The sequence below is a fragment of the Sinomonas cyclohexanicum genome, from assembly GCF_020886775.1.
Classification (GTDB): Bacteria; Actinomycetota; Actinomycetes; order Actinomycetales; family Micrococcaceae; genus Sinomonas; species Sinomonas cyclohexanicum.
Genome location: NZ_AP024525.1, coordinates 1499893 through 1512267 on the forward strand (window position 1 = coordinate 1499893; position 12375 = coordinate 1512267).

Here is a 12375-nt window from a genome sequence, read left to right on the forward strand (position 1 = left end):
ACACCACCAGACCACCGCCCATGTCAGCACGACCCCTTGTACGGGGCGTAGTAGTAGATGGTGCCCGGGTCGATGTCACCGGAGCGCACCCACCCGGCCGGGAGCGGGTCCACGAACCGTGTGTGGACCGGGTCGGTCAGCCGGTCCACGACCTTCCACGCCACGGTCCCGTCCGTGCTGTACGGGACACGGTCGTACTCGGTGTACGTCTGCTGGGCGGCGGCCGGGCCGGACGGGTTCGGGCGCACTCCGAACAGGTCGCACCCCGCCGCCGGGTCATACCCAACCCACGGGACCTCCGGGGTCACCGTGACGGGGTCGTAGGGCGGGTCCGGGACCGGCTGGTAGCCGAGCTCGTAGACCTTCTTCAGCCACGGGGACTCCCACGTCTGCCCGTCCGCCGCGTGCGCGGCGGGGGTGAGGGTGAGGGCCAGGGACGCGGCCGTCACAGCGGCGGCGGCAAGCTTACGGAACATGCTGGGTCTCCTTACGGGGCGGGTGTCGAGCCGGTGCTTAGGCATCCGTGCTCCTTTCGTCGTAGTGCGGGTGCGTCGCGAAACGCCATAGCGTTAGTGCGATCTGCTCAATGCGGGCGTAGTCCTTCGCGCTGTGACATGAGCACCCGCCATAGCGGGGCGGGGCGAGCGCCATGCGTTCGTCGACGCATTGGGAGTGGTACTCGGCGGCGAGTTCGGCGTCCGTGAGGCGCTTGGCACGTCCCGCCCCACGCGCCTTCGCGACAAGGTGCGGGAACGCGTCAAGGTCGTACACGGTCAACACCAACGGCCGACGGTCAGGCATCGGGGGTCCCCCGGTAGGGGTTGTCGTTCGGGTAGGCGTGGTCGTGGGTCTGTCCGAAGTGCCGCCCTTCGTCCCACGCCTCGGTCTGCCCTGCCCGTGCCTTGTCCAGTTCGGCCTTCATCTCGTCCAGCTTCCGGTGCGCGTCTGCGGCCGCCCAATTCGCGAGCGCCCTGCCGAACCCGGCATGTCCGGGCTCGGCGCGGAGCTCGTCCACCGTCTTGCCGACGAACGCCTCGGCCTTGGTGCAGCGGAGGTTCAGGCGTGTGTTGGTCTCCCGCGCCTTGTCCAGCTCGGCCAACAGGTAGGCGAGGTCAGCGGGCGCGTTGGCGATCAGCTGGCCTGCGCTCCACGGAATGCCGACATTGTGGATGCCGATGTCGCCTATCTCGTATCCGTCGTCGCCGCCATACTCGATGCATTCACGGTCACAGCAATGCCCGTCCGAGTAGTGCACCCATGGACCACGGGGGGCTGCGGCGAGGCGTGCCCGGATGTCGTCCACGCGGCTCACCAAGACCACCATCCAGCGCCGACTCCGATCAGATAGCCACTGAGCGCTAGGGCCGCAGCAGACCCGACGATGACGATGGCTTCCGTGAGCCCGGCGAGCGTCTCGGCCCGGGTCACTGGTCGGCCTCCTTCGCGAGCCCGGCGCTGATGAGCCGGTCGGCATCGGCGGTCTGGATGCTCGCGAGGGTGCCCTTTATGAACGAGGCGTTGCCGACCCTCAGTCCTTCGATGGTGGCCGTGAGGATGACTGACTTGCGGTTGTCGAGGCACGCCTGGAGTTCGTGCTTGATCCACTGCGAAGGGCTGGCGTCAACGCGGGCCTTGATGCGTGCGATAGTCGCCTCAGCCTCCTCGGCGCGGCCCTTCCACTCGTCACGCTCCTTCTGCACAGCCGCCACCTGCTCGCGGTGCGCCTCCCGTGTGACGAGGCCCAGCGCGGCGGCAAGGTCGGCGGTGGGTACGTGTACCAAATGCCCAGCACCCGTCCCCGTGATCACCATGAGCGACGTTTCTCCAACCGCGAGCTTGTCGGCGGGGTCGGACTCATTGATGACAAGTTGGGCGCGCGAGCCCCTGAGTGTGCTCTTGATGGTGGTCATGACATGTGCTCCTCGTTGCCTTCGGTGGCCTGTAGTTCGGCCTCGTACTGCTCTTCGGCGTGGTGCCAGCAGAGTGCGGACCCGTCGGTGGGTTCCCCGCACCGGTCGCACCGGTCGTCAGGTTCGGCCAGGTGGCGGGCCTCGGAGGCCGTGAAGGCGCCATTGCTCACGTCTCCACCGCCCATTCATTGAGCCCTAGGCGCTTGACGATCTCCTTGTGGATGAGACTCGCTTCGCTGAACATGCCGTCTCCGAGGAATGCGATCAGGTTCGCCGTGCGCTGCTCGTAGGCGAGGGCCAAGATTGCGGCCGTCACCTCGCGCCCGTCTGTCGTTGCGGCGTAATCGGGGGCGTCCGCGCCGTAGTGCGGATTGCCCGGCATGGCGTCATTCATCGCCGGTCTCCTGTGCTCGGCGTGCCCGTGCCCGGTAGGTTTGGGCGAGTTGTGACGCGGCGCCGTGGTCCCCGTCGAGGACCGCGCACGCGAGCGACTCCGCCAACTGCTCCAACTCGGTCACAGCAGGATCAGCTCCCGCCATTCGGTCTCGCGCCGGGTCATCGTGATAATCTGGCGACCACTTCGCTGCTCGTCTTCGAGGAACTTCATCAGCCCGACGGCGCGCCGGATCACCTCCGTGTACGAGACGCCTTGCAGGGTCTTCAGGTACTCCAACTCGGCGGCGGTTCGCTGGTTCATGTTCACGTGGAGCTGCACGAGCTCGTCCTTGCTCTCCTGCTTGCTCACAGTCCCAGCGCCGCCTTCACGGTCACGATGTTCAGGGTGACGTCCACGGCGCCGGCCACGGTGATGAGTGCTGCGGTCCAGAGCCACCGCCTGTCCTCTGACCAGATCCCGATGACCGCCGTGATGAGCGCGGCCCAGAAGTAGATGGCAATGTCGCTCATGGTCTTAGTCCCTTTCCGTCCACGTGACGGACACGGTGCCCAGCACGGGGTCGTTGAAGAGGAAGTTCCGGGACTTCCCGAACTTCGCCGGGTCCAGCGCCCGGAGGGCCTCCAAGCTGGTCTGGGCCTTGTCGAGGAGTGCCCGGACACGGGTGGTGGCGATGACGGTGACGGTCCCGTCGCCGGGTTCCTGCTGGGCCTCCACGTCGGCCATGGCCTCGGTGAGGTCCGTGTTGCGTGTGGCGAGGATGGCGATGTCTGGGGTGCCGTGGGTGGCTTGCCGGTAGATGGCGGTGAAGGTCATGGTGTGCTCCTCGGGTGGGTTGCTGCGGTTGCGTCTACGGTAACGCGGGGTGGGGTTAGGTGTCTAGTGGGTGTTGGGTGGTTGTGTGTGTGGTGTTTGGTGTGGCGCGGCGGCCTTTGGTCCCGGCCTTGTAGGGGCAGTAGGTGTCGCCGTAGCGGATGTTGTGGGTCCAGACGGTGATGCCGGCGAGTGTGACGGTGGTGATGGGCTGCCCGCAGTTGGCGCACTCGTTGGTTGGTGCGGTGTGTGGTGTTTGGTGGCCCATGGTTCTATGGTAGGCCTCACATGGTGTGTGGCCAATCACAGTTTCTTGGGTGGACCACTAGACACCTACCACCTAGTGGCGTTACCATAGATACAGAAGGAAAGAACAACACAAGGAGACGAGAACAATGGGCGGATTCCAGAGCGGGAGCATCGAGAGCGTCATGGAGACGGTCGACATCACCCGCTACACGGCCCCGAGCGGCGAGTACTTCCAGCTCGAAGTCATCTGGAACTGGCAGCGGACCAAGGTCGTCAACCGCAAGGTCTGGCACAAGGCAGCCGATCAGGACTACGTGACCCGCTCAAACCTCGCGACCCTCACCTCCCGGGTAGGCATCCGATTCTGACCACCAGACACCGTGCGGGGGCCCAGCCCCCCACGGTGCCACAACCCGGAAGGACCGACCGTCATGGCAACCACCACCAAGACCCACATCACCAACTGCGTCGACTGCGGCAGGTTCACCCGCCCCGACTGCTTCGGGTGCTGCCCCACCTGCTCACCCGACCACCAGGCCAACAACACCGCCGACCGTCTCCCGGCCCCACGCGACTACATGGGCCGGCAATGGCTCACCAACGCCGACCGCAACCACTGACAGGAACGACCATGACCGCCGCCACAGCACCCACCATCCACGCCGGGTCCCGCTACTACGGGTCCATCGCCTCCCAGCACGGGAAGACCGTCGCGTTCACGGAGGCGTGCCGGTGCTGGGGGTGCCAGCACCACCGCGACCCGCTCTTCAAGGATCTGCCCCGGGCCCACGACGGCCGCGACCGGAAGGTCACCCTCGAAGACGGGACCGTCCTTTACCACCCCAACCCCGCAAGCTTCAGGGCGTGAGCACCATGCGCAGCCGTGCCCGCGTCCACGACCACTGGACCCAATGGGACCGGGACCACCGCCCCCAACCGGCCACCGTGCCACCAGCGGCAACCACCACGCAGCGTGGGGGTAGGTGACCGGTACCATGGGCTACATGGGAACCGACTACCTCGACTACGCGGGCGTGTCCGACCGCACCGGGATCAGTGTGGGCACGCTCCGCCGCTACCTCACACAGGCCCGCACCAACCGGGCCAACGGGACACCGACCCGGTCGGACATGCCCGAACCCGACACCATGTTCGGCCGGTCCCCCGTGTGGAGGCCCGCCACCATCGACCGGTGGATGCGCCGCCGCCCCGGCAAAGGCGTTGGCGGCGCCGAAGCCAGAGAACGATACAAGGCAGAGAGGCAGGCAGAATCATGAGCGAGCACGCTTGCAGCAAGCGCGTCTACAGCGGCGAACGCTGGGACTTCGGCGGGCATCCCTGCTCGCGGAAGGGAACCGTCGAGCGGGACGGCCGGTGGTGGTGCAAGCAACACGACCCCGAGGCGATGAAGGCGCGAGAGGCGAAGAGGGACGCCGCCTACCGCGCCGAACAGGAGGTCAAGGAGGCCGCCATACGCAGCGCACAGGCACTCATCGACCGCCTCGGCGTCGGGATGCCCGACTACAGCGCAGTCACCTACGCGCCCACTGGCGGGGTTACCTTGACCGCTGAGGAGGCGGCATCCCTGGCCGACCGACTCGACTCGCTCCGGGAGAACGCCTAGCCCCACACTTCGGCGGCCCGCGCCTCGGCGCGGGCCTTCCTCTGCTGGTCGGCTTCCTCTGCTGTGACCCACTGCGGGGAGCGGAGCACCGCCTCGTGGCCCGTGCCCTCCATGTGGGCGGTGGCTTGGGCGAGTGCGGCCCCGTGGTCCGGGTGGGATTCCCACACCCAGCACACGGGGCACACCCACACCGTCCACCCGGCCCCGATCATACGATCCGGCACCTGACTAGGGTGTTCTCCCCGTGCCACCATGCCGCGTTGACCCGGTGCCAGCCGTCGGCGATGATGACCCTGCCACGCTCCGGATCCCGCACCAACAGCACGGGGGAGAGGGACTCGCCGGCGGCGATCTTCGCCAGATCCCGCGCCACATGCTCATTGTCCCGCGGTAGCGGGTCGGCCCCGGCGGCGCGGAGGATGTCCTTCGCCGCGAACTCGTCCTCCCGGACACCCTTCAACCTTGACACGACCGCCATTGCCCGCGTGTGGGTTGTCACCAGCCCCAGGTATGACTCCGCACTCCGGAAATCATGGTGCTCGGGTTCCTTCATCCACTCAACATCAGGCGTCATCACGACCGCCTCCTAGTCCTTCTATCTCGTTGTGGTAGTAGCACGCCTGTGTGCCGTCGTCGAAGCGGACCCGCCAGAGCCGGTCCCCTGCCTGCCCCGTCACGGTGCCCTCGGGCCGCCCGTGCGGGTAGACCCCGGGGGCGACGGGCCCGGTGCACGGTGACGCGCCGATGTGGGTGACCCTGACCCGCTCCCCCACATGGTGGGGCACGATGGCGGGCCGGATCGCGGAGAACTCGATGAAGTCGGGGGAGCCTAGGGGGTAGTCGTCCTTGACGGAGATCATGGGCCCGTACGGTCCCCGCGGGATCCGCAACACCTCCGGCTCCTCCTCGGGCTCGGTGCCGGTCATCCGATCCACCCGTCAACCACGGTCACGTCGAGGCCTTCCGCCTCCCACAGCCCGATCACGGACGGGTTGTCGTCGATTGCGTGCGTGGGGTCCCAGCCCATGGCGCGGGCCTGTGCGAGGAGCTCGCCCTTCACCACCGTGTCCGGGCGCCGGTCGCCGTCGGTGCGCATGAACAGGTGATCGAACCTGACACTGTGGGTCGCGAGCCACCCCCTGGTGTGGGGCTCCCACCGGCGCATGCGGGCGGTCATGATGAGGATGGCGCGGCCGGCGGCCCTGTGCTCCTCCACCGCCGCCAGTGTCGGGTGGATCGGCGGACACCACACGCTGGCCTTGTGGAACGCGTCGAAGTCCTTCCGTCCCGCCCAGCCGGGCAGGCCCGGCACGACATGGTGCCGGATGGAGGTCACGTCCACGAGGGTCCCGTCACAATCGACGATGACCGCCGGACCACGCCACCCGGTCACACCCGCCGCACCCCGGCTACCGCGTCGTACGGGAACGCCGCCACGACGCCTTCGTCGTCGTCGTTCCAGAATCCGAACATCCACGGCTTGGTGTTGTCGATGGCCATGCGCTCGGCCGTGACGTGGACGACGCTGGTGAGGGGTCCCGCATCGACGGTGTGCTTCAGCATGACCTCCCACACGGTGGCCGGATTCTTCTCCACGGGGCGGGCTTGGTGATTGCAGTGCTCGGGGCCGTTCATAGTGGTTCTCCTTCGGCGGTGTGCTGGTGGATGTGGTGGATGGTGGCGTTGGTGAGGGCCCGGTAGTGGCGTGCCTGGGGGTTGCCCTCCGTGGCGGCCTTGTCGGCGACGTCCCGCGCGGCGGTGATGATGAGGAGGTCGTCCCCGCCCGCGGCCCTGGCTTCGGCGATGAGCCCGGCGACGTGGTGGCGGCATTCGTGGACGTACCGGCGTAGGAGGGCCGCGTGCGCGGTGGTGCGGATGCGGCCCATTCAGTGCCTCCCCGCGTCACGGTCGCCCCGCCAGAGGAGCCACGCGAACCCGAGGGCCACGGTCAGGGCGGGGCCGTCGGTGGGGGAGAGGGCGAGGGTGGCGGCCCCGGCGGCGGCGACCCACCCCCACCGCACCCGCAACGACACGTGCGGGAACGTCCGGCCGATCATTCGAGCTTCTCCAGGTCCGTCTCGGCGTACTGCACGTACCCGTCCGCACCCCACACATAGACCATGTACGGGCGGCGCCGGAACGTCCCGGCGGTGCCGTTCGGGGACCACGGGAAGTACCCGCACACGGTGGCCTCCTCACCGGGCCACCGGGCAGCGTCCTCTGACACGCGGACCCGGTCGCCGTCGAGGAACTCGCGGCGGAACCCGACGATCTCGCCGGTGGAGCGGCTGATGAACCCGGCCGGGGGGATGTTGTCCAGCCGTTTCCGCGTCTCCGGGTCCTCTATGTACCGGCGGTGGGATTCGACCAGCCGGTCCAGTTCGCTGCGCCCGAGCAACCTTGCGGCCCATCCGGGGAGTCTCATCGTTTGCCTTTCCTTCCGAGGACGCCGCGGGGTGTGGCGGCGTCCATGCGTGCGAGCACCTCGGCGACGGTGCCCAACCGGTACAGGTCCGCCCCCGTGCGGGGGTCCTTACCGACCGGGGCGATCACCCCGCGCCGACGCCACAGGTAGATCCGGTCCGCCCTCAGCGGCGCCCCATGCGAGGTGAGGGCCCTCGCGATGACGGGGGCGGGGGCGTGGATGTGGGCGGCGTCCTCCAGGTACGAGGCCCGGAGTGCGGTGAGGTCGATGGTGTGTCCGCACTGGCGGCACCGCCTGTCGGTGGCGCGGGAGGGGGCCCAGAGTTCGGCACCGCAGACCCCGTCGCCGATCTGTGCGGGGCAGTGGCCCATGAACGCGAGCTCGGGGGGCGCGTCGATGGCACGCCTCGCCCGCTGTACGGTGTCGGTGACTTCGTGGTGCATGTCGACGGCCCAGCCCATGAGGCGGACGTGCCGGACCCGGTCGGCGAGCCACCCCGCCACGGCCCCCACGGGCGCGGTGGTTGGTGGGGGCGGGGTGTGGGTGTCGTCGGCGAGGTTCACAGCCCACGACCGGAGCGCACCGGTCAGCTCATGCAGGGCCGCACTGGCGCGGGTGTCGTAGTCGAGGCGGACCGGGTCCACCTCGGCCGCGCCGGGGCCGGGGCGTGACGCGACCCTAGACCGGCGGGTGATCGTCACATCCAGCTCCCGGGCGAGGCCGCGGATGTCGCGGAGCGTGTACCCGAGCCGGGCCGCGCACCCGTGGCAGATGGCCCCCGCGTCCGTGACCGGCTCACCGTCAACCCCGCAGATCCCCATGTAGTCAGTACCCCGTAATTTCGTGGTAGTCGTGGGCGCTCAGGCATTGGTGACCCATGCCCATGAACCCCGAGTTGTGGAGGAACCCGTTAGCCTGAAGACAGCGCACACTGTCGGCCTCCCACGCCTGTGAGCCGAACCCAATGGCGACTAGAAGTGCGACGAACAGGATGAGCAGGACGATGCCGAACCACCAGTCCCGAAGCCATTCGAAACGGACGCCCCCCACCGGTCAGGCCACCCCGATCGACACGAGGAGCGCCACGACCACACAGCACCCCACCACGGCGGCGAAGTACCCGAGGACGGTGCGGGGCCTGCCGGTTCCGATGTTCCCGACGCCGAGGCTGAGGAACACGAACCCGCACACACTGAACAGGGCCACACCGATCCAGAGGAGCGCCGTGAGGAAATGCCCGAACCATGCCATCAGTAGCCGTCCTTGATGTCGATGAATCCGAGGGCGATGAGTAGCCCACCGATGGACCCGAGGGCGAACGAGATCAGCAAGAGGAGGTTCGGGTCCACGCCGACAGTCCAGAACCCGAGCGAGCATCCGAACGCGATGAGGGCAACACCTAGGAGGACCCTGATCATGATTCGCCTTTCATGTGGGCGCGGAGCTTGTCGATGGCGGCCTGCACGTCGGCGGCGCTACCCTCGATGACGATGCGCCGCTTGGGGCGGCGGTCGCGGCGGTATTCGCGCCAGCCCCACACGCCGACCGCTGCGAACACGGCCGCCCACCCGACGTACACCCACCCGAGCCAGTCGCCGGCGGCGAGCATGACGGCTGCCTGCACGGCGTTGAGTGGGACGAGGGCCGTCCACACGATCGGCCAGAACGGGCCCCGCCTCACCGGTTGCCCCTCGCAACCTTGCGTGCGGCCTTGGCGGCCTTGTCCCGCGCCCTGCGCTTCGCGACCACGGCGGGTGGGACGGTGCCCGCGTAGATGTGGCCCCGACCGAACCCGGCACGGATGTTCAACGCACCGAGGATCGTCCTCCCGTACGCGGCGGGGCGGTGCCCACGCAACTCCTCAAACCTCATCTGGTCCTCCCTCGTCGTTGTCGCCGTCGAGGAGCCACATGATCGCCCGTGCATCTGCGGCTAGCTCCTCGTTGGCCCTGGCCCGTGCGGCACCTGACAGTTCGGTGCCGTCGCTGGTGATGCGCCACTCCCCGCAGCGCTTGCAGATGTCCTTACGGGTCATGGGCGCCCCTGCGTCTGGCATCAACAGGTGGTTCAGGACCCACCGGTGACCGGCGACCCGGCACAACAGCTTCCTCATCCCGCGTCCTCGTCTCCGTCGTCGTCCTGCTCGTTCACGTCTTCGTTGGTGCGGACCGCGACCCCCTGGTACGCGCCCCCCGCCGAGTACTGCGCCACGTTGAACATCCAGTCCGGGTGGTCATGCGCGGCCCGGAAACTGAACTGCACCGTGTTCACCGCCTCCAACGTGGGAATGTCGGTGACCTCCTCGGACCCGCCGCACACCCCGCACTCCATCGACACATCCACGGTCAGTCGCCGCCTTCCCGGTGCTGGAGCCAGTCCGTCAGCCCATACCGGCGCGTGAACGGGGCGGACAGGACGGAGGGGACGTGGTGCCCGTCGTGGACCACCCACCGCACCGCGCCGCCCGGGCCCCCGGTGAGGTCCACGTAGAGGGTGACGGGGTTCAGGCCCGGGTGGGTGGCGAGGACGTGCCGGTACGTGCCCCTGACGGCGGCCCGGATCGCATCCGCCCTCGTGGCCACGTACGCCCGCTGGAGTTCGGCGATGCTGTCCGCGTCGAGGTGCCCCTCCGCGTGGATCACACGCCGCATCACTGCTCGCACCCCCGCCAATGCTTGGCCTCCCTGGCTTGGCGTGCCGCGGCGATGCGGTCCACGTCGTCCCCGGCAAGGTCCACAAGCTGGGCCAGGGTCAGGGCCACGCCTTCGGCGATGAACCCGGCGGTGGCCATGGTGGGGGAGTGCTCCCCGCTTTCGATGTGGGCGATGGTGGACGCCCCGACCCCGGACGCTTCGGCGAGCTGTTCACGGGTGAGTCCGGCGCGCTCCCGGGCGGCGCGGACACGGTCCCCGAACCCGGTCACTCGTCGCCCCGGTCCGGGTTCCACGGGTTGCGGGTGGGTTTGGCGCCGTGCCGTACCGCGTAGACCGCGAACCACAGCACCCCGCACCCGAACCCGCACACCCACACCCCGGCCAAACCCAGCCAGTACCCCCACCCCAGCATCACGCCTCCGCCTCCCACGAGCCGGTCTGCCTACTGGGGTACGGCTTGACGAAGGCCCCGTGCTGAACGGTGATAATGTCCCCGACCGCGAAGGTGTCACGCAGGCTCGTCTTCAGCACCGTCACGGTCATGCGCGGGTCGCCGTCCTTGCCGAGGGTGATGTCCACCGACATGACACCCTCGGTGAGCCGTATCTCCCGGGCCGTCTCGTAGAAGTTGGCTTCGGTGAGCTGGTGCCCCCTGACCGTCTCCACCGTGGTACGCGTGAATGTCTCGGTGTTCACCCGTCCGCCTCCCCGTCGCTGTCGTCGTGTTCGACGATGTCGAGTACCTCCACGCCGAGGCCCGCCATGATCGCCCGTGTCAGGCCGGGCAGGACCGCGGCCAGCGCTTCGCGGCCGATGCACAGCCACGGCTCCCTCGCCCGCTCCGGCAGGTTCACCCACCGGTCGTCGTCGGGGTCGTCGGACAGGACCGAGTACGTGTCATACGTGACCTGCGCGACCGTCTCGGCGTAGGCTTCCGCGTCGAGGTCGAACGACGCCAACGACCAGCCCGACTCTTCGCTCACCGGGACATCACCGCCTCACGCAGACCCGCCTCGAACGCCGCCTCGAACGCGCCCATCTGGCCGGGCCGGTAGGTGCGGGCGAACGTGACGACGAGGCGCTGGAGGTCTGTCCGGGTGAACCTGGCCGACCGGCCGTTCTTCAACCCGACCCACGACATGTACGCGGACTGCTTGACGAGGCAGATGTGGCACTGGTGTTCGCCGCGTTTCGCGTGGCCCTGCGGGGATCCCCACACGTTGTTCCGGCACCTGTCGGTGACGGTGGGTGGTTTGAGCCGGGATGTGGTCTCGGTGGCGGCGCTCATCAGATGTCCTCCGTTTCGCCGGTGCGGCGGTCCCGCAGCGTGAAGTAGAAGTGCAGGTCTGGGCCGAGGACCCGGAGGAGTTCGGCGCGGCGGAGTGCACCCTGCCGGGTCCAGTGCCGTGTGCCGGGGCGGGCGTGCCCGTACGTGTAGATCGACCCCACGAGGAGCTCCCACCGCCTCACTGCTGGCCCTTTGGGATGTACACGGGGGGCAGGCTCCTGACTCGCACCCGCCACTCGTCCTCGGTCTCCGCGTAGATGACTTCGACGCGCCCTGTGGGTTCGTCGAGCTCGCTCTCCCCGGCGTAGAACCCGGGGTATTCGAGGAGCAGGCCGTAGGCGGCCTTCGCGGCCTCGTAGGCGGCCTGCTCCTCGGGCGTGACGGGGTGGTGGATGACCCGTTCGACACGGCGCGCCGCCTCAGCAGAATGGAAGGGGAACGGCTTCACTATCCCGATCCACGGGACAGTCACCCCTTCTTTGGCCAGCCCGAGCCAGTCGATCCCGCCGCTCACTTGGTGCTCCTTCGTTTCGCTGAGGCCCGGTCGATCAGGTACGCGCCCACCGTGAGGGCGACGGCGAGGCCGGACAGGAACAGCCACCACACCACCGGCAACGCCACCGGCAGGACCACCACCCACCACGGGATGCTCGCGGCCCCGGAGACGTCCAGCGCCCACATCAGGACCGTGGCCGCGGCGAGGAGACCGTACTGGGCCCTCACTTCGACCCTCACTCGCCGATCCCCTTGGACCCGAACGTGGCGCGGACGAGGCGCCGCATCCGGTGGAGGTCGGCCTCGGCATGGAAGAGGCGGCGACGGTGCCGCCCGTCGATGACCGCGAACACCGCCCCGAGGGCGACGACGAACCCGACCATGAGGCCGGGCCCGAGGGCACGGTGCACAACCGCCCAGTTCAGGCTGTACGCGGAGTACACGACGGCCCCGTACCAGACCAGATCCCACACCACCGGCAGAACCTTGCGCATCCCGCCGCCTCCTGTCGTTTGCCGCCACA

General features: G+C 68.5%; 39 protein-coding genes. 5 read left to right on the plus strand and 34 right to left on the minus strand.

The annotated features are described in order from the left end of the window. Positions 1 to 23 precede the first annotated feature (23 nt). The 9 genes from SCMU_RS06960 to SCMU_RS07000 all read right to left on the minus strand — a co-directional run bounded on the left by SCMU_RS06960 (position 24) and on the right by SCMU_RS07000 (position 3120). Positions 24 to 476 carry a hypothetical protein gene (locus tag SCMU_RS06960; RefSeq protein ID WP_229232287.1) on the minus strand — a complete coding sequence of 151 codons (453 nt, stop codon included), beginning with the start codon at positions 474 to 476 and terminating at the stop codon, positions 24 to 26. A gap of 37 nt (positions 477 to 513) precedes the next feature. Beyond that, on the minus strand, positions 514 to 771 hold the full coding sequence (locus tag SCMU_RS06965; RefSeq protein WP_229232288.1) for a hypothetical protein: 258 nt from the start codon (positions 769 to 771) through the stop codon (positions 514 to 516). Positions 772 to 793: 22 nt separating this feature from the next. After that, the gene (locus SCMU_RS06970) at positions 794 to 1312 is read right to left on the minus strand and encodes a hypothetical protein (protein WP_229232289.1); all 519 of its coding nucleotides are present in this window, start codon (positions 1310 to 1312) and stop codon (positions 794 to 796) included. A 112-nt stretch (positions 1313 to 1424) separates the two neighbouring features. After that, positions 1425 to 1910 (minus strand): hypothetical protein, encoded by a 486-nt coding sequence (locus tag SCMU_RS06975; protein WP_229232290.1) that lies wholly within the window; start codon positions 1908 to 1910, stop codon positions 1425 to 1427. Next, positions 1907 to 2080, minus strand: coding sequence for a hypothetical protein (locus SCMU_RS06980; RefSeq protein WP_229232291.1), 174 nt, complete (start codon positions 2078 to 2080; stop codon positions 1907 to 1909). The genes SCMU_RS06975 and SCMU_RS06980 overlap by 4 nt, the downstream gene beginning before the upstream one ends. Continuing rightward, the gene (locus SCMU_RS06985) at positions 2077 to 2304 is read right to left on the minus strand and encodes a hypothetical protein (protein ID WP_229232292.1); all 228 of its coding nucleotides are present in this window, start codon (positions 2302 to 2304) and stop codon (positions 2077 to 2079) included. Before SCMU_RS06985 ends, SCMU_RS06980 begins: the two co-directional genes overlap by 4 nt. 120 nt (positions 2305 to 2424) lie before the next feature. Then, on the minus strand, positions 2425 to 2655 hold the full coding sequence (locus tag SCMU_RS06990) for a hypothetical protein (RefSeq protein WP_229232293.1): 231 nt from the start codon (positions 2653 to 2655) through the stop codon (positions 2425 to 2427). After that, positions 2652 to 2816: a hypothetical protein gene (locus SCMU_RS06995; protein ID WP_229232294.1), complete on the minus strand. Its 165-nt coding sequence runs from the start codon at positions 2814 to 2816 to the stop codon at positions 2652 to 2654. The genes SCMU_RS06990 and SCMU_RS06995 overlap by 4 nt, the downstream gene beginning before the upstream one ends. A gap of 4 nt (positions 2817 to 2820) precedes the next feature. Next, positions 2821 to 3120, minus strand: a complete 300-nt coding sequence (locus tag SCMU_RS07000) for a hypothetical protein (RefSeq protein WP_229232295.1) — start codon at positions 3118 to 3120, stop codon at positions 2821 to 2823. Between the two features lie 392 nt (positions 3121 to 3512). Here SCMU_RS07000 and SCMU_RS07005 point away from each other — a divergent pair, with 392 nt between their 5' ends. The 5 genes from SCMU_RS07005 (at position 3513) to SCMU_RS07025 (ending at position 4990) form a co-directional block, all read left to right on the plus strand. Beyond that, the gene (locus SCMU_RS07005; protein ID WP_229232296.1) at positions 3513 to 3734 is read left to right on the plus strand and encodes a hypothetical protein; all 222 of its coding nucleotides are present in this window, start codon (positions 3513 to 3515) and stop codon (positions 3732 to 3734) included. 63 nt (positions 3735 to 3797) lie between these two features. Further along, the gene (locus SCMU_RS07010; RefSeq protein WP_229232297.1) at positions 3798 to 3986 is read left to right on the plus strand and encodes a hypothetical protein; all 189 of its coding nucleotides are present in this window, start codon (positions 3798 to 3800) and stop codon (positions 3984 to 3986) included. Positions 3987 to 3997: 11 nt separating this feature from the next. Then, a complete protein-coding gene (locus tag SCMU_RS07015; protein ID WP_229232298.1) occupies positions 3998 to 4234 on the plus strand; it encodes a hypothetical protein in 237 nt (78 codons plus the stop codon). Between the two features lie 136 nt (positions 4235 to 4370). Continuing rightward, positions 4371 to 4643 carry a hypothetical protein gene (locus SCMU_RS07020; RefSeq protein WP_229232299.1) on the plus strand — a complete coding sequence of 91 codons (273 nt, stop codon included), beginning with the start codon at positions 4371 to 4373 and terminating at the stop codon, positions 4641 to 4643. Then, entirely contained in the window at positions 4640 to 4990 is a 351-nt protein-coding gene (locus tag SCMU_RS07025; RefSeq protein WP_229232300.1) for a hypothetical protein, read from the plus strand. Before SCMU_RS07020 ends, SCMU_RS07025 begins: the two co-directional genes overlap by 4 nt. Here the strand turns inward: SCMU_RS07025 and SCMU_RS07030 are convergent. The 25 genes from SCMU_RS07030 to SCMU_RS07150 all read right to left on the minus strand — a co-directional run bounded on the left by SCMU_RS07030 (position 4987) and on the right by SCMU_RS07150 (position 12346). Continuing rightward, positions 4987 to 5214 carry a hypothetical protein gene (locus SCMU_RS07030; RefSeq protein ID WP_229232301.1) on the minus strand — a complete coding sequence of 76 codons (228 nt, stop codon included), beginning with the start codon at positions 5212 to 5214 and terminating at the stop codon, positions 4987 to 4989. The genes SCMU_RS07025 and SCMU_RS07030 overlap by 4 nt on opposite strands. Continuing rightward, positions 5199 to 5564 carry a hypothetical protein gene (locus tag SCMU_RS07035; protein ID WP_443020275.1) on the minus strand — a complete coding sequence of 122 codons (366 nt, stop codon included), beginning with the start codon at positions 5562 to 5564 and terminating at the stop codon, positions 5199 to 5201. The genes SCMU_RS07030 and SCMU_RS07035 overlap by 16 nt, the downstream gene beginning before the upstream one ends. Then, on the minus strand, positions 5554 to 5916 hold the full coding sequence (locus tag SCMU_RS07040; RefSeq protein WP_229232303.1) for a hypothetical protein: 363 nt from the start codon (positions 5914 to 5916) through the stop codon (positions 5554 to 5556). The genes SCMU_RS07035 and SCMU_RS07040 overlap by 11 nt, the downstream gene beginning before the upstream one ends. After that, positions 5913 to 6467: a phosphatase domain-containing protein gene (locus tag SCMU_RS07045; RefSeq protein WP_443020232.1), complete on the minus strand. Its 555-nt coding sequence runs from the start codon at positions 6465 to 6467 to the stop codon at positions 5913 to 5915. The genes SCMU_RS07040 and SCMU_RS07045 overlap by 4 nt, the downstream gene beginning before the upstream one ends. Then, on the minus strand, positions 6380 to 6625 hold the full coding sequence (locus tag SCMU_RS07050; RefSeq protein ID WP_229232305.1) for a hypothetical protein: 246 nt from the start codon (positions 6623 to 6625) through the stop codon (positions 6380 to 6382). Before SCMU_RS07050 ends, SCMU_RS07045 begins: the two co-directional genes overlap by 88 nt. Then, positions 6622 to 6876 (minus strand): hypothetical protein, encoded by a 255-nt coding sequence (locus tag SCMU_RS07055; protein ID WP_229232306.1) that lies wholly within the window; start codon positions 6874 to 6876, stop codon positions 6622 to 6624. The genes SCMU_RS07050 and SCMU_RS07055 overlap by 4 nt, the downstream gene beginning before the upstream one ends. Beyond that, on the minus strand, positions 6877 to 7047 hold the full coding sequence (locus tag SCMU_RS07060) for a hypothetical protein (protein ID WP_229232307.1): 171 nt from the start codon (positions 7045 to 7047) through the stop codon (positions 6877 to 6879). Further along, the gene (locus tag SCMU_RS07065) at positions 7044 to 7415 is read right to left on the minus strand and encodes a hypothetical protein (protein ID WP_229232308.1); all 372 of its coding nucleotides are present in this window, start codon (positions 7413 to 7415) and stop codon (positions 7044 to 7046) included. The genes SCMU_RS07060 and SCMU_RS07065 overlap by 4 nt, the downstream gene beginning before the upstream one ends. Then, entirely contained in the window at positions 7412 to 8236 is an 825-nt protein-coding gene (locus tag SCMU_RS07070; protein ID WP_229232309.1) for a hypothetical protein, read from the minus strand. Before SCMU_RS07070 ends, SCMU_RS07065 begins: the two co-directional genes overlap by 4 nt. 232 nt (positions 8237 to 8468) lie before the next feature. Beyond that, complete coding sequence (locus tag SCMU_RS07075; protein WP_229232310.1) at positions 8469 to 8666, minus strand: hypothetical protein; 198 nt, start codon at positions 8664 to 8666, stop codon at positions 8469 to 8471. Further along, entirely contained in the window at positions 8666 to 8833 is a 168-nt protein-coding gene (locus SCMU_RS07080) for a hypothetical protein (protein WP_229232311.1), read from the minus strand. Before SCMU_RS07080 ends, SCMU_RS07075 begins: the two co-directional genes overlap by 1 nt. Beyond that, positions 8830 to 9096, minus strand: a complete 267-nt coding sequence (locus SCMU_RS07085) for a hypothetical protein (protein ID WP_229232312.1) — start codon at positions 9094 to 9096, stop codon at positions 8830 to 8832. Before SCMU_RS07085 ends, SCMU_RS07080 begins: the two co-directional genes overlap by 4 nt. Next, complete coding sequence (locus SCMU_RS07090; RefSeq protein ID WP_229232313.1) at positions 9093 to 9287, minus strand: hypothetical protein; 195 nt, start codon at positions 9285 to 9287, stop codon at positions 9093 to 9095. Before SCMU_RS07090 ends, SCMU_RS07085 begins: the two co-directional genes overlap by 4 nt. Continuing rightward, on the minus strand, positions 9277 to 9450 hold the full coding sequence (locus tag SCMU_RS07095) for a hypothetical protein (RefSeq protein ID WP_229232314.1): 174 nt from the start codon (positions 9448 to 9450) through the stop codon (positions 9277 to 9279). Before SCMU_RS07095 ends, SCMU_RS07090 begins: the two co-directional genes overlap by 11 nt. 74 nt (positions 9451 to 9524) lie before the next feature. Further along, a complete protein-coding gene (locus tag SCMU_RS07100) occupies positions 9525 to 9758 on the minus strand; it encodes a hypothetical protein (RefSeq protein ID WP_229232315.1) in 234 nt (77 codons plus the stop codon). A 2-nt stretch (positions 9759 to 9760) separates the two neighbouring features. Continuing rightward, positions 9761 to 10066, minus strand: a complete 306-nt coding sequence (locus SCMU_RS07105; protein WP_229232316.1) for a hypothetical protein — start codon at positions 10064 to 10066, stop codon at positions 9761 to 9763. After that, a complete protein-coding gene (locus SCMU_RS07110; RefSeq protein WP_229232317.1) occupies positions 10066 to 10338 on the minus strand; it encodes a helix-turn-helix domain-containing protein in 273 nt (90 codons plus the stop codon). The genes SCMU_RS07105 and SCMU_RS07110 overlap by 1 nt, the downstream gene beginning before the upstream one ends. Further along, entirely contained in the window at positions 10335 to 10484 is a 150-nt protein-coding gene (locus tag SCMU_RS07115) for a hypothetical protein (RefSeq protein WP_229232318.1), read from the minus strand. The genes SCMU_RS07110 and SCMU_RS07115 overlap by 4 nt, the downstream gene beginning before the upstream one ends. Further along, a complete protein-coding gene (locus SCMU_RS07120; RefSeq protein WP_229232319.1) occupies positions 10481 to 10765 on the minus strand; it encodes a hypothetical protein in 285 nt (94 codons plus the stop codon). Before SCMU_RS07120 ends, SCMU_RS07115 begins: the two co-directional genes overlap by 4 nt. Continuing rightward, positions 10762 to 11052, minus strand: a complete 291-nt coding sequence (locus tag SCMU_RS07125; RefSeq protein ID WP_229232320.1) for a hypothetical protein — start codon at positions 11050 to 11052, stop codon at positions 10762 to 10764. The genes SCMU_RS07120 and SCMU_RS07125 overlap by 4 nt, the downstream gene beginning before the upstream one ends. Further along, positions 11049 to 11357, minus strand: coding sequence for a hypothetical protein (locus SCMU_RS07130; RefSeq protein ID WP_229232321.1), 309 nt, complete (start codon positions 11355 to 11357; stop codon positions 11049 to 11051). Before SCMU_RS07130 ends, SCMU_RS07125 begins: the two co-directional genes overlap by 4 nt. Further along, positions 11357 to 11539: a hypothetical protein gene (locus SCMU_RS07135; RefSeq protein WP_229232322.1), complete on the minus strand. Its 183-nt coding sequence runs from the start codon at positions 11537 to 11539 to the stop codon at positions 11357 to 11359. The genes SCMU_RS07130 and SCMU_RS07135 overlap by 1 nt, the downstream gene beginning before the upstream one ends. Then, the gene (locus SCMU_RS07140; protein ID WP_229232323.1) at positions 11536 to 11871 is read right to left on the minus strand and encodes a hypothetical protein; all 336 of its coding nucleotides are present in this window, start codon (positions 11869 to 11871) and stop codon (positions 11536 to 11538) included. The genes SCMU_RS07135 and SCMU_RS07140 overlap by 4 nt, the downstream gene beginning before the upstream one ends. Further along, positions 11868 to 12092: a hypothetical protein gene (locus SCMU_RS07145; protein ID WP_229232324.1), complete on the minus strand. Its 225-nt coding sequence runs from the start codon at positions 12090 to 12092 to the stop codon at positions 11868 to 11870. Before SCMU_RS07145 ends, SCMU_RS07140 begins: the two co-directional genes overlap by 4 nt. Next, on the minus strand, positions 12089 to 12346 hold the full coding sequence (locus tag SCMU_RS07150; RefSeq protein WP_229232325.1) for a hypothetical protein: 258 nt from the start codon (positions 12344 to 12346) through the stop codon (positions 12089 to 12091). The genes SCMU_RS07145 and SCMU_RS07150 overlap by 4 nt, the downstream gene beginning before the upstream one ends. Positions 12347 to 12375 lie beyond the last annotated feature (29 nt).